The organism is Thioclava electrotropha (assembly GCF_002085925.2).
In the GTDB taxonomy this organism is placed as follows: domain Bacteria; phylum Pseudomonadota; class Alphaproteobacteria; order Rhodobacterales; family Rhodobacteraceae; genus Thioclava; species Thioclava electrotropha.
In genome coordinates this window covers 1314441-1338822 of sequence record NZ_CP053562.1, presented here as the reverse complement: position 1 = coordinate 1338822, position 24382 = coordinate 1314441, and the positions used below count along the sequence as shown (strand labels likewise).

The following is a 24382-nucleotide window of genomic DNA, read 5'->3' as shown; positions in this document are numbered from 1 at the left end:
GTCACGGCCACCAGGACCAGAGCGTCATGCGCACCCAGAGAACGATCCGCCGGGTCCAGATCCAGACAAGGCGGTGTTCCTCGACCTCGATCTTGGCGACCCCTTCCATGCCCGGACGCAGCGCATCGATCGGCCCGTCGGTCACGGAAGCCTCGACGAGGAACTTGTTCGCCCCCGCTTCGGCATTGGAGATCGGCGTGATCCGGTCGACCTGCACTTCGATCGGGGTGTCGGGCAGCGAGGCCAGAATGAGCGCGCCGCTCTCGCCCGCTTTCACATCCTTCACGTCGCGCTCGTCCACACGCAGCATCACGCGGTAATCATCGAGGGGGGCGACCTGGAACAGCACGTCACCGCGCTCGATCGGCGCACCCAGCGCCTGCGTCAGATCGCCCGAGACCACGACCCCGTCGAAGGGCGCCTTGATCACCATCCGCCCGATCTCCTGATCGAGCAGTTCGATCTGCGCATCCGCCTGTTCGATCTGGCTTTGCAGGATCAGCGCCTTGGCGCGCTCGCGCTTGGCCATGGCTTGCGAATATTCGCGGGTCTGCTTGGACTTCTGGCTTTCCCATTTCAGCCGTTCGAGCCGCAGGTCGCGGTCGTCGAGCTTGGCCATCACCTCGCCCGCCTTCACGATATCGCCCGCGCGCGCATCGGCCTCGGCCAGATAGCCCTCGATCGGCGCCGAGATCGCGCGCTGGATGCGGCCTTCGACGGTCGCATCGGCGGTCACGCGATACATGCCCTTGGCGAACCACGCGAAGGCCAGCAGAGCCACCAGCGCAATCGCGGCCAGTTTCAGCGCCGCATGATTGGGGCCGAACAGCGCCTTGAACGTGTTGACGCTCGCATCCCATGTCTTCGCGGGCAGCCAGCGATCCTCGCGCCGCTTGATCGCCAGAACGGGACCGAGCAGCACGCCCGCATATTCCGCCATCTGGATCGTATCTCGCCCGAACGGCTCGCCCGCCGGGCGTTCCAGCACCAGCGCGCCGACCAGCTTCTTGTCCTCGGTCAGCGGCACCGTGCAGAGCGTCGCCCCGCCCTCGGTTTCCGACAAGGCCGCATGGGCGCGCAGCACCCGTTCCGAGCCGTCCTCGGGCGGCGGATAGCTCAACACCGCCTGCTGGTCGATCGCCTCGTCCATCGCCGCCTCGATGGCACGCACGAGGTTGGACCGCTTGCCGAAGCTCGCGGAATTCGACAGCGCCCGCACCCGCGCGTGGCGCCCGCGGGTCAGGCCGATCGCGACCAGTTCGCAATTCAGAACGCCCGCAAGTTCCGAGGCCACCGCGGTCGCCGCTTCGGTGAAGCGGTCGTGGTGCAGGCTGGTCGCGAGCAGTTCGATCACCGAGGCGAGGCTGTCGCCCGAGCCGCCCTGCTTGCGGCGCAAGAACGCCTCGAGCCAGCCCGAGCCCCATTGCAGCTGATCGATCGCAAGGTCGGTGCGCGCGTCGGGATGCGTGCCGATCTGGATCGCCGCCGCACCGCGCAGATGGCCCTCCATGCGGATCGGCACCGCGATGGCCGCGCCGCCTTCGCTCAGCGTCTCGATCACCATGCGCTCGGCATGGATCGCGCCGTCGATGGCTGCCATCAGTTCGCGTTTCGGTTTCGCATTCTCTGGCCAGACCGCAGCGGGTTCGAACCGGCTGCGCCCGATCCCGGCCAGCACCACCAACCCTTGTTCCAGACCTGTCACCTGTCGGGCCATCGCGGCCAACCAAGCCTGCGATACCTGCGCGCGGTCTGTCCCTGCTTTCAGTCTGCCGAGGGTTTCGGAATCCAGAAATACCGAGCCCGTCGCCTCGCCAGACGTTGTCCCTGCATGTTGCTGCAAAATTGCTCCCTCGAGGGTGCTCCCCAGCGCCCTTCCCGTGTCCGCTTATGTCCCTGAAAGTGCCGATTGAACGGCCAAACTTGCTCCCTTACGCAAAGTAAACGAGCAGTTCCGGATTCAATCAAGAAAAAACGTGGCAGTTGAACGCATTGGCCCCTGCGTCAGCCTTTCGCATTGCGCGATTGTTTACCCGTATTGCCTGAATTGCCTCGGGTCGGGGTCGTTGTTGCCGGTTCAGGCTCGGTGATCGGGGCCGCACTGGGCGCGGATGTGGTGTCGCTGGTGGCGGCATCCTGCGGACCGGCGTCAGTCGCAGTGTCGGAAGCGGTATCATTCGGGGTGTCCGGCACAGGGTTGGCCGCGGGCGTGGCGTCCTGAGCCGCGAGGGTCGGGTCCATCCAGGTGGCCGCATCGCTATCGTCAGCCAACCCGAGGATATGGCCGAATTCATGTTTGAGCGCGTCGACGAGGTTCAGCCCATCGCTGCCATCGAGCGACCAGCCATGCCCTGCCCCATCCGCGTCGAGCGTGATCGCGCCCTCGGCGGTATAGCCCAGAAGCGTACCATCGAGCGAGGCGATGGAAATCTGCACCGCTTCCAGCTTGGCAATCTCTTCGGCGGTCAGGCCCAGTTCCTGCGCGATCTCTTGGAGCGCCTGCGCACGCGCCGCGGCCAGAAGGTCTTCATCGAGCATCGCACCTTCTGGCACCTCCGCGACCGAGACCGCATGAAGCGCTTGCGCCGCCTCGATCGTCAGCGACCAGCTTTCCAGCGTGCCGGTCTTGCGCTTCGCTCCGTCCACGATCTCCAGCGTCCAGACACCGCCCGACATCTTGCCCTCAAGCGCCGCCAGATCGCCAACCGGGCGATAGGTCACGCCGTAAGGTGCCGTGGCGCCGGTGATGCTCTCGCCCGCCGCATCGTCGAAGCGCGTGTCGATCGCCGTGCCATCAAGCGCGGCGAACAGCTCGATCCGCGTGCCATCGGGCGCGATCAGCGTCACGGTCAGGTCGCTCAGCCGCTCATGGGTCAGGCTCAGCGTCACGTCGAGATCGGCGATCACCACATCCGAGCCGACAAAGAGGCTCTGCGTCGTCACGCCCTGATCGGCAATCGCGATGGGACCTGCGGAATTGTAGTCGTAGATCAGCGAACCGGTGTCGGGCGTGAAATAGGCCGGGTCGTTCGTCGCGAGGCGCACATCGTCGAAGCTCGCCGCATCGAAGGCCATCAGACCGACCGCACCATCCGCAACCGGGGCGTAGAAGGCATGGCCCAGCACTTCATGGCCGTTGAGCGCGAGGCTGACCGTGCTGCGGGCGAGCGTGATCTCGAGCTTGTTGGACTGGCTACCGTCGATGGCGATGTCGTAGCTCGCGGTTTCCACGAACCCGTCGCGCTGCGTGTAATAGCCGATCGAGACGCGGTCATTGGCGGCATCGATCACGGCGTATTTGTAGCGCCCGTCGGTGTAGCTGTCGAAGACGAAGCCCGCGCGCCCATTCGTTTCAATCTGCGCCGCGATCCGCGTGACGGAAGTCTCCGCGATCACCAGATCGGACAGCGCGATGGCGGGCACACCGGTGGGCTGGGCATCCAGCGCGCCTGCATTGATCTGCCAGGCGGTATCGGTGGCGAAGCGATCCGCGATCCCGTCCGAGAAGTCCTCGGTCTCATCGAGGGTAAATTCCGGGGGCAGCACCTGCACCGCGATATTGTCGAGCTTGGTCACCGAGTTCTGCGCGCCGATCCCGACATAGCCGGAGTTCAGCCCGTGGGTGACGCCGTATTGATCGACCCGCGCATCGAAGACATGAGTGAAATATTCCTGCCCGTCGATCACCAGCGTCGCCGTCAGCCCGTTGATCGCGAGCAGCAGGTTATAGGGCGTGTCGGGCTTGGCCTGGACCGGGGTCTGCTCCAGCACGATCCAGCCATCGGCGGTGCGGATGCCCATCTCGAACTTGTCGGTCGAGATGTTCACACCGGCGAATTTGAAGTCGGTCGGCGACTGGTAATCGAAGATCAGATAAGCGTTCGACTTCAGGCCCGCCGTGGGCTTGCCGCCGACGATGGTCGCCTTCATCTCGAAGTAGCTGGGCAGCGCATCACCGATATAGAAGACCGAGACCGCATCGCCGCCAAGGCTCTCCGGGCTCACCGCGAAGGCGCCGCCCTCGACCGTCCAGACCCCGCTATCGGCGGCGAAGCCCTGCGCGTCCTTGCCGCCACCGTTGCCGTTGAAATCGGCCGAGCGCAGCACGTCACGGCGACCGCCCGGAATATTGCCCGGCTGCGGATCGTTCGGCGCGCCGGTCTGATCCTGCCACGCATCGTCCTTCTGCATCACCAGCCCCAGCTCGCCCCACGGCTCGCCGTTACGGTCGGCGTTGTAATCGCCGGTATCGGCCGCGCGGGTCGGATCGGCGCCGTCGGAGGCCGAGAGATCGTAGAGATACTCCTGGATTTGCGGGGCCAGCGCGCGGGAGATCGTGAAGGCACCGAAGGGTGCGAAGGGCACGATATAGCTGTTGAACTCGCCCACCCAGTCGATCAGGCGGTCGCCACCGGTATTGCCGATCATGATGTCGCGACCGGCACCGCCATAGACGATGTCCTCATAGCTCGACGACGTGTCGGGCGTATCGTTCGCGCCAAGGACCGAGCCATCCGCGTCGCGGCTATGGTCGTCATCGACATCAATCAGGTCGTCGCCCCAGCCGCCATAGACATGGTCGCGCCCGGTGCCGCCGACGAGCCAGTCATTGCCCAGATCGCCGAAGATCACGTCGTTGCCGTCGCTATAGACCGGGCTGCCATCCTGCTCGAGCGTGCCGACCTCCGGCGCGCCCGGATCGGCCGGATCGAAGCTCGCGAAGAACACCAGACCGTCGGTCGCCTCGGAGAGCGAGACGTAATGGCCAGCGGCGTCGATCACGATCACATCGCGCGGGTTGTATTCGTCATAGGCCGCGAACTCGCCCGCATAGAAGGCGTTGTAGCCCAGCGCATTGCCCTGCGTGGCCGTGGGATCGGCGGACCAGAACGGCACCGTGTAATCCGAGCGCACGAGCACGCCCGCCACACCCGGCGCCAGCGCGTCGTTCGGATAGGCGAGATACCAGGCCTCGGCCAGCGCCTCGGCGCCCGAGACCAGATCGTCGCCCGCACCGCCATGCAGGAAGTCGTCGCCCAGACCGCCATAGATGATGTCATCGGCATAGGCCGGGTCCTGCAGCGGATCGTCGGTCTGGCCATCGGCGGTCAGGAAGAAGGGCGTCAGGTTCACGGCCTTCTTCAGCGCGCCTTGGACGTTGATATCGGCCTGCTGGATCTTGCCCGGGGTCGAGATCGTCTGCGGGCTAACCGGCGCGACACCGTAGAGCGGCTCGCCATAGCCACGATCGTTGCGCGAGGTCCAGATGCGGCCATCGTCGCCCAGCACGCCATCCTGACCGGTGCCGCCCGAGATCCAGTCGTGGCCCCAGCCGCCGATCAGATCGTCGTCCTGACCTTCGCCATAGAGCACGTCATTGCCGCGCATGCCGTAGATCGCGTCGTCGCCGCCCTCGCCGTGGATCTCATCCGCGCCGCCATTGTCGGCCAGCGCATCCGCGCCCGAGACATCCGGGCCGCCGGTATGGTAGTCGAGCAGCTCGACCGCGCGCACCACCAGCCAAGCGTCGGAATGATCCTCGCCGCCAACCGCCGTGCCCGAGGCCCGCGCCGGATCGAGCGTGTCGTAGTTGAAGCCGATGAACCCGGTCGCGCCGACCAGACGCAGGATGCGGCCATTGTCGCCAAGGATCACATCGGCGTCGCGGGCATGGGCGTTGGCGCCGCTCTGACCGTAATCGTTGCGGCTCAGCGTCACCGGGTCGCCCTGCCCGCCGAAGAGCATATCGGCGCCGTCGGGACGGAAGGCCTCGGTGACATTCGCCGTGGCCAGCAGATCGAGGCTGAAGCCCTCACCGGTCGCCCGCGCATCATGGATGTAGAGATCCGAGGAGCCGCCAATGATGTCGTCCTGACCGAGCCCGCCGAACACGATGTCGTCGCCGCCATTGGCTTCGATATAGTCGTCGCCGTCGCGCGCCGCGTCGATGCTGCGGGTCGGGTTCACGCTGAGCGTGCCGTCGGCAAGGCGCGTGGCGTAGCCGTTATCGGTCGCGTCATAGGCGGTGGTGAGCGCAAGCCCACGGAACGTGGCCGAACCATCGCCCTGGATCGCATCGTCGCCAAGCTGGCCGAAGATCACATCGTCATCCGCGCCGCCTGCGAGGTAATCCGCACCGTAGAGGTCGGTCCGGGTCGCCTCGTTCGTGTCGGTGTGGTCGAAGAGGGCGATCAGCCGCTCTTCCACGCCGGTCGGGTTGGTCTGTGCCGTGGTCCCTGCGTTCGAGCCGGTGCCGTCATCGGCAGCGTCATAAATAGTCAGCGTGCCATCGGCGAGCATCCGGAAGCGCAGGCTCTCGGCCGCGTCGGTGCGGATAACGATGCCATTGTCGCCAAGGATCACGTCGTTGTCGGTCGCATTCGGGTCGAGCGCCTGCGCGTCCAGATCGAACCAGGCGCTGATCACCGGGCGATCCTCGAACAGCACCGCACCGTTGCCGTCGATACGGTCCGCGCCGTCATCGCCGCCCGGACGGTTGTGACCGCCGATCAGGTCGTCGTCGCCATTGCCGCCATAGATCACGTCCGCGCCCTGCTGGCCCAGCACGATATCCGCGCCATCCTCGGCGAAGATCATGTCGCGCCCGCCGCCGTCCAGCTCGCTGCGCAGGATCGAGTAGAAGTCGAACTGCGTGGTCAGCTCGGTCAGGTTCAGCGGCAGCAGGTCGGCATCCACGCCACCACCCGGCTGCGCGACGATCCGGCCGTGATCGCCGAAGACCAGATCGTTGCCCGCGCCTGCGAAGATCGTGTCATCCGCCGTGCCGCCGATGATGAAGTCGCGGCCCGCGCCGGTGGCGATCAGATCGTTGCCGCCGATCATCGCACCGGTGTCAGTATAGCGATCCTCGGTCGTCGCGATCTCGTCGATATCGGTTGCGTCATTGTCGAGGCCGACCCAGTCGATGAAGCCGGTATCGCCGATCACGATATTGCCCGCATCATGCAGCGTGGTCACCGAGTCGGTCGCGGCATAGACCTCGTCGATCTTCACGTTGATCGCGTCGCCGCCAGCCCCGCCGAGCACGATATCGTAGCCGATGCCCGCAAGGATCACGTCATCGCCGCCAACCTCGGGCGCGGTGGTCTCGATCCGGCCCAGCGTGATCGCTTGGGTGCCGAAGCGCGGCGCATCTTCCGTCGCGGCCACGATCCGACCGTTATCGCCCAGCACGATATTGTCGCCCTGGCTCGCGTTCACGTAGTCGCCCGAAATGACGGTCTCGCCATCGCCCCAATCGACGCTCAGAGCCCCGCCGTCGACACCCGCGATGATGATATCGTCGCCGCCGCCGGTCACGATCCAGTCGGCCCCGCCGATCGCCTCGGCGGTCGAGGCGATCTCGTCGATGTCGGAGGCATCGCCATCCGCCTTGACCCAGTCGATATAGCCATTGTCGCCAAGGACGATATTGCCCGCATCGCGCAGGGTCGTATCGCCCACGGCCACGTCATAGACCTCGCCCTCGGCCACGCGGATCACGTCACCCGCCGTGCCGCCCAGCACGATGTCGAAGCCAATGCCCGCAAGGATCACGTCATCGCCGCCGATCTCGGGCGTGGTCGTCTCGATCCGGCCCAGCGTGAGCGGCTGCGTGCCGAAGCGCGGCGCGTCATCCGTGGCAGCCACGATCCGGCCGTTGTCGCCCAGCACGATATTGTCGCCCTGGCCCGCATCGACATAGTCACCCGCGATCTGTTGCCCTTCGGCGAGGATCGTCGCGGCGATGGTTTCGCGGTCGCGCGAGCGGGTGCCGTCGATCAGTGCGTCAATGATCGTCTCGCCATCTTCACCGGCGAGCACGATATCGTCGCCCAGACCCGTCACGATCCGGTCGGAGCCGCCATAAGTCTCGGCGGTGGTGGCGATCTCGTCGATATCGGTACGGTCGCCGTCAGCCGAGACATAGTCGATGAAGCCGCTGTCGCCGATCACGACATCCATGCCGCTGTCGGTCGCGCCGTCGGTGGTGATCGTGTCGCCATTGACGCCGCCCAGCACGATATCGTCGCCGCCGAGCGTGGTGATCGTGTCCGCACCGCCGATGGTCGGGTCGATCGTGTAGATCAGTGTCGGCGCGACATCGGTGCCGTCATTGACGTGATCCGGGCCACCCGAGCCGAGCTTGAGCGCATAGCCCGTGCCATCCGCGGTGAGGTAGTCGATCCGGCCGCGATCACCGAAGACGATGTCATTCGCGAGCCCCGAGGTGATGCGGTCATCGCCCTGCCCGCCGAAGATGATCAGCGGCAGCGTGCTGAGGGCGGCATCGACGATATCGTCATCGGCGAATTCCAGATAGTCGCGGGCATAGCCCCAGTCGGGCGCGTAATTCGCATCATGCGGGCCTTGGGTGTTGAGCGCGAAGGCCCCGTCCTCGCCCGCCTGCAGATCGACGGTCACGTCGTCATTGCCGAGACCGGTATTCAGAACCGTCAGCTCGCGGCCGCCTTCGATATCGCGCGCATGGGTGCCGTCGATCGCGATCGCATCCGAGCCGAAGCCGGTCCAGTAGGTGATACCACCCAGGAAGTTGCCCGCCGCATCCGCGCCATAGGTGATCGGCGCGGGCGCGATGCCGACGACGAAGATCTCGCTGACGCTCGACAGCTCGGTATCGTCGCCCCAGGCGGCAGCAGCGGCCAGCGCGGCATCGCGGTCATCGGTGATCTCGGCGCGCAGATCGGTGGTGCCGTCGCCCTGCACCGTCGCCTCATCCGAGATCATCAGCTTGTGGCGGCCGGTGCCCGCTTCGATGTTGAGCATGCCTTCGATGTTCAGCAGGTGGCCGGTCAGGAAGGTCGTATCGGTGTCGAGCCCGAAGCCCGCCTCGGAGGAGACATAGATCCGCTCGTCGCCCGCGCCGAGGGTCAGCGTGGTATGGGCCGTGGTGCCGCGCACGTTGATCACGTCATTGCCCGCGCCCATGCCGATCTCGAGATATTCGACACCATAGTAATCGACACCGTCCATCCGGATCTCGAGCTTGGCCAGATCGGTCTGGATGCCCAGCGGGCCGAGCAGATAGTCGAGCGCCGGGTCGCCGCCATTGACCACGACCGAGATCCGTTCGCCCGACCGCGAGGTGATCACGAGCACCGTGCCCTCGACATGGGCGATGATATTCGGGCCCTGCGCATCCATGATCTGGGCTGCCAGCGCCGCCGCCACATCCGCCGCCGTGTCGCCGGCCAGCGCGGTATAGACGAAGGAGGACAGCGCGAAGTCGCCCGGGAAGGCATCGTCGAAGAGCGGCGTCGCCAGATCGGTCAGATCGATCGTGAAGGTGTCGCCCGCGCTCGGCTCGGCGATATCGATGCGCGCCTCCAGCACATCGCCGGTCAGGCCGCGCGTATCGACAGCTTCCACCGTGGTCTGAGCCAGCGCGCCCTGGAAGGTCAGGTAGATCGTGTCGCCGAAGCGGTCGACCGCGAAGTTCTTGGTGTAGGGCAGGAACGGACGGCTGTTATTCGGGTTCAGGATCGGCTCGAGGATCGCGGCGATCTCTTCGGCCGTCGCGTCATAGGCGATCGGGTCGGAGATACGCAGATCCATGTTGCCCAGCACATCCGGCACCATGAAGGCCAGCGTGAAGGTGCCGCCCTCGGCCGCGATGGTGATCGCCTGCATCTGGTTCAGGCCCGGATCGGTGGTGCCCTTGATGACTTCGGTCACCTCGATATTGGCGGTGGTGTTCGCGTCGCTGGTGATGCCGCTCGCATCGACGATCAAGTCGGGCAGATCGACGCCACCGGTCGGGCCGCCGAAGATGACGGTGTAGATATAGCCGCTATCGGTCGCCTCGACGCTCACCTCGGCATCGGTGCCGTAATCGGCAAAGACCGTATCGATCGCGGCCTTCATCGCTGCGGCATTCGCATCGAAGGCCACCGTGACCGGCGTGCCATCCGGCAGAGCCAGCGTGAAGCTGCCGCCGGTGCCGCGGGTCTCGATCTGGATACGCTCCGCCACCGAGGGCATATCGAGCCCGGCCACGCGCGCGCCGTCCAGGACGAGGACATTGTCGTTCAGATCGGCGCTGTCATCGAGGAACAGACGGTCATTCTCGCCCGCGCCCATATCGACGATCAGCAGGCCGGTGATCTGGTCGACCACGCCCTGATCCGAGCCGACATAGACCTGATCGTCGCCATTGCCGGTGCGGATGATCGTGTGACCGGCAGTGGTCTTCACGTAGATCACGTCATTGCCTTCCGCGCTGTCGATGATGGTCTTGCCGCGATGGGTGCTTTCGACGGTGAAGGTATCCACGTTGCGGCCCAGACGGATGTCGACCACTTCGAGGCCGGTATAGTTGACGCCGCCCGCGATTAGCTCGCCGCCGATATAGGTGTCGCCGCCCATGCCCAGACCGGAGAGGTGGTTCTCGGTCAGCACGCCGCTGTCGATGGCCGGGCTCTCGTTGTTGAAGACGGTGAGCGTGTCGATCTGCTCGGCCTCGTCCACGCGCAGGTTCGGATTGACCGGGGCATAGGTGATGAGCGCGCCCGGATCGGTGTCGAAGTCGGCGGGCGGCGTGCTCTCCAGCACCATCTGGCTGCCCGAGACGACCGGCGCATAGACCGAGGAGATCCGCGCCGCCAACCCTTGGGTAACCGAGCCGAAGCTGCCATCGGAGGCGACCGAAGCCGGGGTGGCCGCACCGTTGATCGTCAGCGCCCAGTTCGCGCCGCTCACCGGCGGCTGGATCAGATGGAACGCGGCCGCGGTCCAGTGGATATTCGCGTCGTTATAGAGGCTCTGCACCGGCGCGCCGCCGATGGTCGAGGTCAGGCCCGCATAGGTGGTCACCGCGATATCGAAGGCGGCTGCATCGGCGCGTTTCACATGCAGGCGGGTCTCGCCCAGCAGGTTCACCGTCGCCACCGCTTCATATTCGGCGGAGGCGTCGATCAGCGCGGCCAGTTCGCGCAGCACGATCGAGCGGTAGGCGTGCTCGGTATCCGGCGTGTAGCTGAAGTCGGTGCTGTCGAGCGTCACGGTCACGGTCTCGAACGCGGTCACGTCGCCCGCCAGATCGACCGAGGCCGTCAGCCAGTCGATCAGCGCCAGATCGCTTTGATCGGGGGTGCCGAAGAACCAGACATAGCTCGCCTCGACCGCATCCTGCGTGCCGACCATCAGCGTGAGTGTCATGCCCGCATCGTTGACGAGCGAGAGGATGTCTTCCGAGACGCTCGCGACATCGACACGGCCGCTCAGCGTGCCATCGGGATCGATGGTCGCGATGTCGTAGATCGTGGCGGTGTCGTTGATGCGCGGATCGAAGCCCGGACGCTCGCCGTAATCGCCGTTCACATGGGTCAGCTCTTCGGGATCGATGGTGATCACGGTGCCGCCACCGGTCACCGTCCCGGTCACGCCATCAGCGAGCGGAATGTTCGTCTCGCCCGGCAGCAGCACCGGCACGCGCAGCGACACGTCGGTATCGCTCTCGCCGCCGATGATCGAGACCGGGCCGCGGATCGAATTCACGCGGTCGTTGAAGGCGCCGAAGACCTGCGCGTCGCCGCCATCCACGATGGTGTCGTCGATCGCGATCACGGTGACCTGCTGCGGGGTCATCCAGTTGGTGTTATCGAACTCGACGAACTGACGCGCCGCGATCTCGCCCGCCTTCTGGCCGCTGACCGAGGCCGAGGCTGCGTAATCCGCCGCCGGATCGGCCAGTTCGCGGATCGAGATCGCGCGACCATCGACGATCACCTCATAGGCGCGCGGATCGCCATTCGCGGTACTCGCATCATTCGCGAGGTTGATCTTCGCACCCAGCGCGGCAGCGATGTTCGACAGCGACTGCCCGGCGCTCACGGTATGCGAGAAGCTCTGGCCGTCAAAGTTGACCGTCCAGACCTCGCCCACCGTGGGCACGCCCATCATCTCGAATTCGAGGACGTTGGCGAAGTTGAAGTCCTGCACGGTGCGGGTGTCGATGCTGCCCTGGCTGTCGCCCGCGATGCCGACCTCGACGAAGAAGCGGGTGAACGTCGCCGCGGCATCGACCGAGATTTCGATCGCGCCATCGGCGGTGAGCGTGGCGTTGTAGCCCGTGACGCCATTGATCGCGGCGATCAGGCCCGCAGCAACCGCATCAAGATCGTCGCCCGCCTGAACCGTGTAGCCGACCGTCTGGGCGCCTGCGCGGAGGTCCACATCGTTGAACAGGGTGACCTGCCAGGTCTCACCTTCGACCGCCTCCCCTGCCAGCGACAGGGCTGCAAGCGGGGCAGCGACCTGAACCTGCACGAGTTCGTTCTCGCCGAAGTTCGCATCCGCGTTGAACGCCTCTTGCGAATTGTAAGTACGGGTCGGCAGCGGGGTCACATCGACGCGGACCGTGTTGTCGCCGCTCAGCGCACCGGTCAGCACGACCGAGAAGCTGTCCACGACCTGCACATCGCCCGGCGCACGCTCGGCCAGATCGGTCGAACCACCGGTCTGGATGATCTCCACCGTCGGCGCGTCGTCATCGAGCACGGTGACGTCGAGCGGCGCGGGCGCGAGATTGTCGCCGTTGCTGCCCACGACATAGCTGTAGGGCGTGAACTGCTGCGCGAGTTCGGCATTGGTGATGTTGGTGCCGATCTCATAGGCGAGGCTCGTGCCCTCGGGGATGACGATCGGGATCATCGGCGCCGCGAAGGCGATGCGGGCAAGCTGCCAATGGGTCTGCGACTTCACCGCATCCGCGCTGACATAGGCGCCGCCGGTCCGGGTGTCCGCCGCGTCGGGGCTCGTCTTGCGCAGCACTTCGATCGAGAAGGCTTCGATGCCGCCCGCGCCCGGGGTGCGGAAGATGAAGATCTCGCCCAGATCGTAGCTCGGCGGCGTCAGGCTCGCATCGCTCGCGATTGCGATCGAGGCGTCTTCGCTATCGAGCGGCAGCAGCGAGAAGGCCGTGGCCGAGGTCAGCGTAATCGCGCCATTGGCATCGACCACCGCCGTGATCCCGAGATTGGCCGCGTTGATCTGCGCTGCGAGCTCGTCGGAGATGCCCGCGATCCCGCCCAGCTCGTCGCCCGATTGCGAGGTGTAGCTGATGAGCTGACCATCGACGAGAATGGTCCAGGTCTTCGCCCCGGCATTGGAGTAGATCGCGCCTTCGACCGAGGGCAGCAGCGTCGCTTGCAGATAGCCCGCCGAGGCCGAGTAATCGGCGCCCGCGAACTGCGCGACCAGCTTGTTGACGATGTCGCTCATGGTGTCGCCGAATTCGGCGGTCGCCTGAACCTGCAGACCGTCGAGCTTGATGATCCAGGTCGCGCCATCGACCAGCGTGCCATCGGCGGCGAGCGTGCCGTCGGCCAGCGACGCGCCTAGGCGGAAGGCCACGATGTCATAGGCGCGCTTGCTGGTGGCCGCATCGACGCTCAGTTCATCGCTCGAGAACTCGAACGCGTCGCCCGAGATCGAGACATAGATGTCGCCGGTGGGCGTGAAGAGATAGCCGGAGGCGGGATCGCTCGTCTCGATCAGGAGCTTGAAGGAGACGCCCGCAGCAGCCGCGATGCTGCGCGTGGCACCCGTGCCCGTCATCGTTGCAGCCTGCTCGGCGTCCGCGTTCACCAGCGTCGCGAAGGCATCAGCGATATCCGCGGCGGTGGCGGTCTGATCGAGGCGCGCATCGACGACGATCGTGCCCTCGGTCACGGTCGAGAGATCCGCCACCACTTCGCCGATCCCGACGCCGACCACATAGTCGATGCCGCCCAGCGTGAGCGTGTAGATCTCGGCCACGGCCATATTCGGGCGCAGAATCGTCAGATCGGCCGCGGTATAGAGCACCTCGGCGCTGCGCGGCTGGCTGATGTCGCGGTTGATATTCGCCGCGACCCCGCCGGCCACATCCGCATAGGTCGCACCGAGGAAGGCGTCGCGGGTGTCTTCGAAGATCGTGGGCTGGATGCGGGCGTAATGCACACCCTCGTCGGCGCTGTCGTTCACCGCGGTGATCGTCACGAATTTCGCGGTATTCCAGTTGGAGCCGTCGAAGTTCACGACATTCGAGGACAGCGTCACATTGCCATCGACGGCGAAGTTCACCTGCACCGGACCAGTCGGCGCGCGGCTCAGCATCACGGCGAAGCGGTCATTTGCGGCAAGTGCAGCCGCCTCGGCCACGATGGTATCGCCCGCGAGATCGATGGCCGAGGAATTGTCGACCGGGAAGATCAGCAGCTCAGCCACTTCGTCGTCGATCACATCGACCAGCATGTTCGGCACGGCGAGATTGTCGAAGCCGGTATCATCGGCGCGGCTGTCGCCCTGGGTTACGGTATGGCGCAGCTGGACGATACCGCGACCCTCTGCCACCAGATCGTTGATCGCGGTGACGGTCACGTATTGCGGCGTATCCCAGTTGGCCGCCGTGAAGTGCAGCACCGTGCCCGAGGCCGAGCCGTTGACCAGCACACCCTCGGCGCCCGCGGCCACATCGCCCTCGGTGCCCAGCGTCGGCGAGATCGTGATGTAGACGTCTTCGTCCGGTGCGCGCGAGAGCGCGATCGCGTAGCGGGTGACCGACATGGTCGGATCGGCGGTTGCGGCCTCGAAGACGCGCAGCACGCTGGAGCCCGCCTCGCCATCGGCGTTGAAGAAGACCAGATCGGGCGCGTCATTGTCCTTGATCTGCGAGACCGGATCCTGCGCCCAGATCGCCTGATAGCGCGGATCGGTGCTGTCGACCGTGGTCTGGATCAGGCCGCTGTGACCGTTGAGACCGTTCGACACGACGGTGATCGCGCCGCCCTCGGTGACACCGTCGAGATCGGAGCCGCCGAGGTTCACGCTATCCGAGCCCAGACCGCCCACGATCTCCAGCAGCACGCCCTCGGAAGTGCTCTCGATGAAGAAGGTGTCGTTGCCCTGCAGCGCGTCGACCACCAGCTTCTCCATGCCGGTGTAGGAGATGAACAGCCCGCCGCCATAGACGCCGTTCTTGGTGATCACGTAGTCGTCGCCCATCTCGGTGCCGATAACGGTCATCGTGTCGAAGCCGTCGCCGCCGTCGATGCGCACCGGCGCGTTCACCGCGTATTGGATGAAGTCGGCGCCCTGCCCGCCATTGATGTTGGTAAACGGCGCGGCCGGATCGTTCGGGTCGACGCGAACGAAGGAGCGGACCTGGAACGTGTCGTCATCGGCCTCGCCATAGAGGAACAGCTCGGCCTTGTTGGAATAGACGGTGAAGCTGTCCTCGCCGTCGCCGCCACGGATCGTGGTGTCGAAGCTGACGCCGTTCGACAGGAAGCCGACGGTGACCTGCGTGGTCTCGTAATAGTCGATGCCGCTCAGGCCGTTATAGGGGTTCTGCTCGTCGCGGAAGGAGGCGAAGAGCTGGCCGATCTGGAACGTGTCGTCGCCCGCATCGCCGAAGGCCTGAACGCCCGCGAGCGTGTCGTCGAAGACGAAGAGGTCATTGCCCGCACGCCCGAAGACCCGCAGATCGGCGTCGATGGCGGAGTTGTATTCCACACGCTCGACCACGGTGTTGAGGATCGTGCCGTCCTCGGCGATCGGCAGCGCCGCGACCACGCCCACATCGAGGTCCTGATTGGCGCGGAACAGGAACAGGTCGCGCCCGTCCGTGCCGCGGATTTCGGCGCGGTCGATGCCGTCGAAGGCGGTGCCGGTGTCGAGGATGCGGATCGTGGAGTTGCCCGCGCTCGCCAGACCGATGTCATAGAGGTCGCTGCCCGCCTGACCGTCGATATCCAGCTCGAACCCGTCGATGCCGTTGAGGAAGGTCTGGGTGCCGTCTGCGTAGTAGTTGACCTGCACCAGATCGTTGCCCGCACCGAGGTTGAGGAAGGTGCGGCCCGAGATCTTCTCGATGGTGATCGCATCCGAGGTGGCATCGCCCGTCGCGGTCTCGTCGCCGGTGTTCAGCGTGGTGATGCCCGCATGGGTGTCGGAGACGTGGAAGCCGTTATTGCCGTTGCTGAGCGACAGTTCCAGCTCCTCGAAGCCCGCATAGACCACGCCCAGCGTCATGCCGAGGCCGACGATCTCGGTGCCGCTGAGATAGCCGCCCTGATCGGGCAGCGTGTCGCCCGCATCCGACACGACCAGCGTGTCGCCATGGTTCACGATGGTGCCGTCGACCTCGTAGGTGACCGGATCGTTCGCGCCCGCATCGATCGTCAGGTAGCCGAAGAGGATCGCGTTCAGCGTGCCGTCATTGGCCAGCGACGTGTCGGGATCGTCATCGGTGACGGTGACCGCATCGTCGCCCGCGTCGGTGTCGATCGTGGTCGGGCCGTTGATCGCGAAGACCTTGATGATATCGGCGCCGTCGCGGGTCTCGAGCGTGGTCACGTCGCGCTTGCCGGTCGACTTGAGGGTGACGTCGTTCACACCGTCGCCCAGATCGACATTGACGTTTTCGAGCGCGATGTAGCGGATGCCCGCAGTCGCAGCGGTGAAGCCATCCACGAAGATGAAGCCCTCGACCGCCGTGCGATCTTCCAGCCCGATCACCCCGGTGGTCGCGCCGGTATTGCCGCTGTCGTCGATGTTGAGCGTATCATTGCCACGATCTGCGAGGATCGGGCCGCTATAGGTGTCATAGGCGTCGATCTGGATCAGCGCGGCGATGCCCGAGAGCGTGCCGCCCAGCGGGGCCGTGCCCGGCTCGGACGAGGCGGCGGAGCCGAGATTGATCACGTCGTCGCCGATGCCGCTATTGATGTAGATCGGCAGATCGGTCGCGGTGACCGCGATCACGTCGGCGCCTTCGCGGGTATCGACTTCGATCACGTCGAGATTGCTGTGATCGATGCTGACGGCGGCCGCGCCCAGCACCTTGCCAGCCGCATTGGTGTAGCGCGAGGCGGCCATCAGGCCCACCGACAGCGCGACATAATCGTCACCCTGCGAGCCCAGATAGACCAGCTTGTCGGCGTCGGTCGTGCTGCTGTCGGTGATATGAACGGTGAAGCCCGAACCGAGCGGGGCTGCGATGATGTAATGCTCCAGATCGCCGCTCGCATCCGAGCCCTTGTTGTCGAGCGTCACGGTTCCGTTGAAGGCGCTGACGCCGATCGCCAGACCGCCCACCGTCACCGAGCCGCTCAGGTCATTGACGACGAAGGTGTTGTTGACGCCGTCGCCGCCGGTCAGATCGACCGCCTCGAAGATACCATTCAGACGCTCCACCGTGGTCTCGCCCGCGCCAATACCGGAGGTGCTCCACAGATCGGCGTCGCCCGGCACCATCGTGCCATCGGTCGTGCCGTCCGCATAGGCCGTGGAGCCGTCCGCCTGGAAGACCTTGCCGACGAGGAACAGGTTTTCGTAGAGGCCCATATCCTCGCCCGCGAAGACCTCGATCAGCGTGTCGGTCTCGTTCGCCTCGTCGGTGTCGCGGAAGACATCGAGCCCTTCGCCGCCCGTCACGGTATCCGAACCTGCGCCGCCATCGATCACGTCGTTGAAGATCGAGCCGATGATCCGATCGTTGCCGCCCTCGCCTTCCAGCGTCAGCGCGATCAGGTCATGGGTCAGCGGGGTCGCATTGGCCGGGTCGCCCGCAGCCACGGCCGGGCCGGCGGTGATCTTGTCATTGCCGCCCGCCGCCGAGATGCGCAGCGTGTCGCCCTTGGCGCGGATCGTGTCGTCGAAGGTGACGGTCACGGTGCCGGTCGACCAGGCGGCGACGAGGATGAATTCCTGATCGGCCACCGCGCCCGCCTTCAGCGTGAAGGTATCGACGCCGCCGGTGCCGTTGAAGATCACCGCATCGGCCACACCGTCGCTCGCGCCGTCGATCTCGGCCACATCCTTCGCGGGATCGGCGGATTCCACGACCAGATCGTCATCGATCCGCATCGTGTTGAGATCGGTCTGGCCGAGCGGATTGACCGTCAGCGTGTCGGTGCCGCCGAGCAGATGGATGATCAGCCCCTCGACCCCGTCGGCCTCGAACCCGCTGCCATCGGCGTCGAGCGCCTGCAGAATGCCGGAGTCAGAGGGCTTCTGGCCGATCGTGACCGTGTCGGGGTTCGCGGTGCCATAAAGCAGGATCGTATCGGTGCCGCCGCCACCGTTGATCACCTCAACGCCGTCGGAGGCGAGGCTGCGGAAGATACGGTCATCGTTGCCGCCGCCATTGATCGTGTTCGCACCGCCGCGACCGTCGATCTCGTCGTTGCCGCCCTCGCCATTGATCACATCCGCCGCCGCGCCGCCGATCAGGCGGTCCGCGCCGGTGCCGCCATAGATCGTGGCGACGCCCGTGCCGTTCTGCAGCACCACGTCATCGCCGCCGAGCGCGTAGATGGTGATCGGCACCAGCGCGTCCGAGACGATCCGGTCATTCGCGCCCGAGCCGTAGATGATCGAGCCAACCGCGACGCCGCTGCCGATGCTGATCTGATCGCCCAGATCGCCCGCGGTGCCGCCCTCGGAGGCCGAGTTGATCGTGACCTGACCGTCGCCCTCGTAGGCCACGGTATCGACACCTGCGCCGCCCACGAAGAGGATCGGCACGGCGACGCCGTCGCGCACGACCAGCAGGTCATCGCCGGAGCCGCCATAGCCGCGGATTTCGTGGACGTGCTCGAAGACCTGCTCGCGGCCCGAATAGATCACGCGGATCGTCTGCGCGCCGTTCACGACCGGGGTGACGGCCTCGATGATATAGGTCTCGCCCTCTGTCGCTTCGCCGATGCCGCGCTTGGTATTCGCGTCGCCCATGTTCAGCACGAGGATCGTGGAGGTGTCATCCCAATCCTTGTAGGTGCCCGAATTGGTGTCGCCGTTCAGATCGCCCGCGAGATAGATCGGGGTCGGGAATTCGACATAGCCCACGGTGAAGGACATGCTCACCGAGACCTTCACGAAGAGCACCTTCACGCTCGCGCTGGCCGAGATCACGATCGGCACGCGGCCGGTGCCGGTCGCGGTGGCCGAGAAGCTGATCGAAACCGTGGCCCAGCTGATGTTGAAGGCGCGCAGCGAGACCGAGGCCGAGCCCGAGACGCCGAGCTTGTAGACATCCGCCGCATCGTCGAAGAGGTAATAGACCCGGATCGAGAAGTTGCCCGTCAGGCCGAAGCTGTTCGAGCCCAGCACGAGGCGACCGCTCAGCGACAGATCGAAATAGCCCTTCGAGTTGAACCAGCCGTTCACGCTCATCGTGGCGAGACCGAAGAAGTCCATGCTCGCGTTGAAGTCCACGCGCCAGGCGTTGTCCGTGACCTCGATCCGGAAGCCCGCTTCGAACTTGAGAACCTTCAGGAACTCGACCTTGCCGCTGAGATCGAGCACGAAGGAGTTGCGCTCCAGCACACGGCCCGAGATCGTCACGTCGCGGCCGACGGTGTTGAGCATCAGTTTCCCGCTGGCTTCGATGTCGATCACCAGCGCGATATTGGCGTTGATGCTGACATCCAGAAGCAGCGCGAGACCGTCGAGTTCACCTGTGCCGGAGTTGAAGAACAGCACCGCGCCGCCTGCGGCCGAAATATTGAGCCCGGCAAGGCCGAAGGTCACATCGAACTCGACGCGGAACTCGCTCGCGTTGAGGCCGATATAGACGCGGCCCGAGGCGGTCGCGAGGCCAACGAAGTTGACCGAGCCCACGATCTCGAGGCTGAAGCCCGAGGCCACGGTGACCGAAATCGTGCTCTCCTGCCCGCTGGCATTGATGGTCGGAATCTCGAGGGTGCGCGCAGTCGAGAAGGTGTTGAGCTGGAAGGTCGCGTCGCCAGTCACGGTGATGACGGTTGCGAGGTCGATGTTGAGATCGATCTCGGCATAGATCACCAGCCCGCCATCCGCGATCACGAGACCGCCGGTCAGACCGAACTCTGCCACGCCCACGAGCTTCGCCTGCACATCCAGCGTCGCGACCAGTTCGAAATCGGGCGCGGTGCCGATGCGGAAGGTGAAGACGCCCGTCAGTTCGATCACATCCGAGACGACCAGCGTGCCGGTGACCTTCAGGAACAGCCCGTTCTCGACCGAAATCGTGCCGTAATAGAAGGTGCCGTCAGTGTTGGCGGTCGCATCGCCGTTGGCGACGAGATCATTATATTCGCCCTGCGTGACGATCGTGTAGCGATCCTGCGTCGTCGCGTAGGTGTTGAATTCGAGCATGATCGAGAGCGACCCGCCGAGGCTGACGCCCGGAAGCTCCAACCCGCCGACCAGCGACAGCTGCGCCCGCCCGACCACGCCCGGATCGCTCGCGCCGATATTCGCCTCGAGATAGAGCATCCCCTCGACCGCGCCGAAATTCGCGATCCGGCCGGAAACCGTCCCCTGGATCGTCAGGGAGTCGCCGGTGCCCGTGACGGACAGGAAGCCGTTGAGTGTGACCGAGTCGAAGAGCGTCACCGAGCCGCTGATCTGGACCACGAAATAGGGGCCCGCATCCTTGGTCATGTCCCGTTCGTTCTGTCCGAGGATCGGCGGACGCTCGAAGATTTCGAAAGTCGTCGGAACATTCGGCGGCAGGAACGGCACGAGCGCGTCGGGCACATCGAAGGTCTGGGTGATGCCGGTGGTGTTGAAGAGCACCATGACCTCGGCCTCGAAGCGGAAGACGTCTTCCGCGATATTGCCGAAGCTGCCGGCATTGTTCGCCGCGTCCGTATTCTCGCCGCCCGCATCGCCCACGCTCACCTCGAGCGACAGGCTACCCGCGACGCCGGGGTGGTTCGAAACCCCACCGAAATCGATGATCAGAAGGCCGACCGCCTGGCCCGAGATCACGTTGAACACATTGGCGCTGGCGGCAACGAAAACCTCGATCCCGTCTTGCGAAATCTTCAGATAGAAGGCGCCGGTCAGCTCCGCATAGACGTTCACGGTCGGGACGACATCCGGATCAGATGCCCCCGGGTCGGTCAGCTTGATCGCGCCGCCGATATAGAAGACCACCGAGTTGCGCGTCAGCTCGTAGGTCTGGTCTTCGGAATGCAGCGTCGCGGTGCCGTCGAGGCTCTCGATGAAGTACTTCTTCGCGCCGTCCGTAATCCGCCAGCGCGACTGGGTGTTCAGCTCGCGCACCAGTTCGATCTTGGCCTCCGAGCTGAGCGTGACGCCGAATTCCGCGAAGGTGGCGCGCACTTCCGTGCTGACGGCCTGCTTCTCGTAGAAGCCCTCATTGGCCTGGCTCGGCAACGCGCCGAGATCTGCCACGGCCACCGTGTCGTCGTCGCCGCCCGAGATGCGCTCGAGCTGATCGCCGAGGATGCCTTCGAGCGACAGGGTCTCGACCTTGTCCTCGCCGGACATGTTGATCATCAGTGTCGCGTTGCCCTTGATCCAGACGCCATATTCGTTGAGAGCCTCAAAGTTCGGCTGGATGGTGGCCACGCCCCAGAACTGCGGCAGGCCGCTCGACAGACCGCCGGTCTCCAGCACAAAGCGCGCTGCGGCCGAGCCGATATTGCCGAGCTTGTAGACCGTGATCGTGCCCGAGGCTTCGAGCGCGAAGCGGAAGACCTTGGAGCCGTCGGCCTTGATGTAATCGCCGAAGGTCAGTTCGGCCTGCGCGCGCAGTTCGACCAGCGGCTCGTCGAGGATACCTGCCGAATTCAGCGTGATCGAGCCGGAGACGCGGATGAAGAAGACGCGGGTGGTGGCCGGGTCGGCATCCTCGCCGGGCTGGCCGCCCTCCTGCATCTGGTCGATGACGCGGAAGCTCTGCTGGCTCGCGCCGCCCTCGTTGCCCTGCAGGTCGGACCAGCTGCCCTCGTTGAAGGACACCGTGACCGTGCCGAGGCCGAATTCGCGCGAGACATAGTAGCGGAAGGTGCCGTCACCCATGTCGGTCGGGGTGAGGTCGAGCAGATCGAGATTGGCCCCGCCTGCCCCGCCAAGGGTGAGCTCGTCGCCGTCGATCGTGGCCGCGTCAATCGCATAGAGCGCGTTGAGGCTCGGATCGCCCAGCGTGTCGAAGGTGATGTCGATATAGGAAGCAGTGTCGGTGGGCTTGATCGAGAGCGTCGTCGGATCGATCGCCTCGGAGGCAGCGGCCCCGTAGGTCCATGCGCCCGCCGCATAGGTCAGGGTCAGCACCGCGCCGTCGGCGGCGTCGGCGGAGTCGAAGGTCACAGCGAACTCGCCTGGGGGACCACGGGCTTGGACCCCGGTGATCGTGATCGAGTTGCCGTCGATATCGGTCAGCGTGAAGTCGGAGGCCGCGAGGCTGCTATCGATCAGCGTCTGGCTCGTGCCGAGCGACAGCGCCACATAGGTCGCCGTCGGCGCGCTGGCGCCCAGACCGATCTGGCCGGTCGTGACCACCAGATCTTCGCTATTGGTCGCGGTGATCGCCTTGATCGTGCCGCCATCGGTGCCGATCCAGTCGAAGCTGCCCGAGATGAACTCGACCGAGACATTGTCATCGAGGTTCGAGCCCGCGAAGTCGCCCAGATACCAGATGCGGAAGATCGGATTGCCGTTCGCATCGTCGCCCATGTAGGTCGGCGCCTGGCTGTCATCTACTTCGATCGTGTAGCCGGTCGCGCTCAGGATCACCTCGGCACCGGCATCGGTGATGCTCTCGAGATCGACGCCGGTGGCATAGCTCGGCAGCTCGAAGGTGACGTCGATGAAGCCGCGCTCGTTCAAGGGCGCCTGCCCCACCGAAGCGCCTTCGACCGGGTCGGTCAGGCTCGCACCAAGCTGGACGAGGCGGAAGCTCTGGGTCTTCGCGTCGTTGTCGTAGCTTCCCGAGCCGAAGCTGGCTGCGGCGTAATCGACCTGAACGGTGCCGGCGGTGAACTTGCCGGTGAGGAAGTAGCGCACGGTCAGCCCGTCGCCCACGATCAGAGCCGAGGAAACGGTGACGCCATTCGCGCCGGTGCCCGAGAAGCTGATCTCGTCGCCCAGCGTGCCGAAGTCGATCTCGTCGCCATAGGTCGGCGTGTAGCGCACATCGACGAAGGCCACCGAAAGCGTGCTCGCATCGAAGGAGACCGGGCCGGTCGCATCGTCGGCCGTGCCATCGGCGCGCAGAACGGTCGGCTGATCCTCGAACGTCGCGATACGCGAGATCGTGGTGTCTGCCGCAGCCACGCCGGTGGTGAAGTAGCGGAAGATATAGTCGCCCGAGGTCGCCTGCGGGTTCAGCCAGACCGGGGCCAGCGTGTCGTCGAAGGTGATCGAGCCGCTGCCGCCGAAGGCGAATTCCGAGGCGAGATCGGTGATCGAGCCCACATCGAGCGCGCCGCCCACCGGGCGCTCGAAATGCAGATCGACATAGCCGCGCCCGTTCACATCGCCCAGCCCCGTGCTGCCCTCATTCGCCGGATCGACCAGATCGCCCTGCGGGCCAGAGACGGTGAAGGACAGTGTCTGGACGCGGTTCTTGGCCGCATCGCCGAAGCTGTTCGCGGCCAGCGTCACGTCATGGCTGCCGATGCCGAGCGAGCCGTCTGCGAAGACGCGGATCGTGCCGCCCATATCCATCAGTTCGGTGATCGTGAGGCCGGTCACAGTCACGTCGCCGATGGCCAGTTGATCGGTGATGTCCTCGTCATAAGCCCCGCTCAGCGCGATGTCGAAATAGGTGCGGTCGCCCGGCAGGTTCGCGGCGTCGTTGGGGGCGGAGTAGGTCGAGCCGCTCTTGACCACGATGGTCGGGGCGCTCAGCGCCGCGGTCGAGAAGAAGGAGATCGACGTGATGTCCAACTCCAGCGTGATCGTCTGCGGGTAGAGTTCGCCAGTGAGCGAGGCGGGCTCCGCCGGGTTGCCCTCATCGATGAAGGTCTGCAGCGAGTAGATGAAGGAGATCTTCGTCGGATCATTCGGATCGTTTTGCAGCAAAGCCGGCGCGCCCTCGCCCAGCTCGACACGGAAGGTGCCGTCGCTCAGGCGCGAAGTCTCGTCAGTGTCGGTCTGCACGGTGAACTCGGCCGCGAGGTCGAGCACCGAAGCCGGGTCGAGCACGTAGCCCGTCGGAATATTGGTGAAGGTGATCTCGACCGAACCTTCGGTGATCTCGAGATTGGCCACCACGCCCAGACCGTCCTCACCGCTCTTGATCGCCGGGTCGGTGGTCGGGTTCGCGCTGTCGGAATAGCGGTAGGACCAGCCCTGCTCGACCGCCGCGATGGTCAGATCGCCATAGGTCTGGCCGCTGTCGAAGCTGCCGGTCAGCCAGTAGCGATAGATCGGGGCCGCGTCGGTGCCGCCCACGCGGACTGGGGCCACACCATTGTCGATCTGCACCGTGCCGAGGCCCGCGCCGGTCAGCGTGAATTCCGCCCCGCCATCGGTGATCGAGGCCGCGTCATAGACGAAATCGCTGTCGGGCACGTTCGGGAACTGGATGTCGATATAGTTGCGACCGTTGAGCAGGTTCACGTCGATCGCAGCGCCTGCA

General features: G+C 65.2%; 2 protein-coding genes (1 of these 2 running past the window's edge). Both read right to left on the bottom strand.

Annotated elements, in window-relative coordinates:
- Position 1 precedes the first annotated feature (1 nt).
- A complete protein-coding gene (locus AKL02_RS06380; RefSeq protein WP_133051912.1) occupies positions 2-1717 on the bottom strand; it encodes an efflux RND transporter periplasmic adaptor subunit in 1716 nt (571 codons plus the stop codon).
- 287 nt (positions 1718-2004) lie between these two features.
- A protein-coding gene (locus tag AKL02_RS06375; RefSeq protein ID WP_133051911.1) for a matrixin family metalloprotease crosses the window boundary here: on the bottom strand, positions 2005-24382 show its 3' portion. It continues 16922 nt past the right edge of the window; only the last 22378 of its 39300 coding nucleotides appear in the window; its start codon lies off the right edge, out of view — the gene reads right to left on this strand; the stop codon is at positions 2005-2007.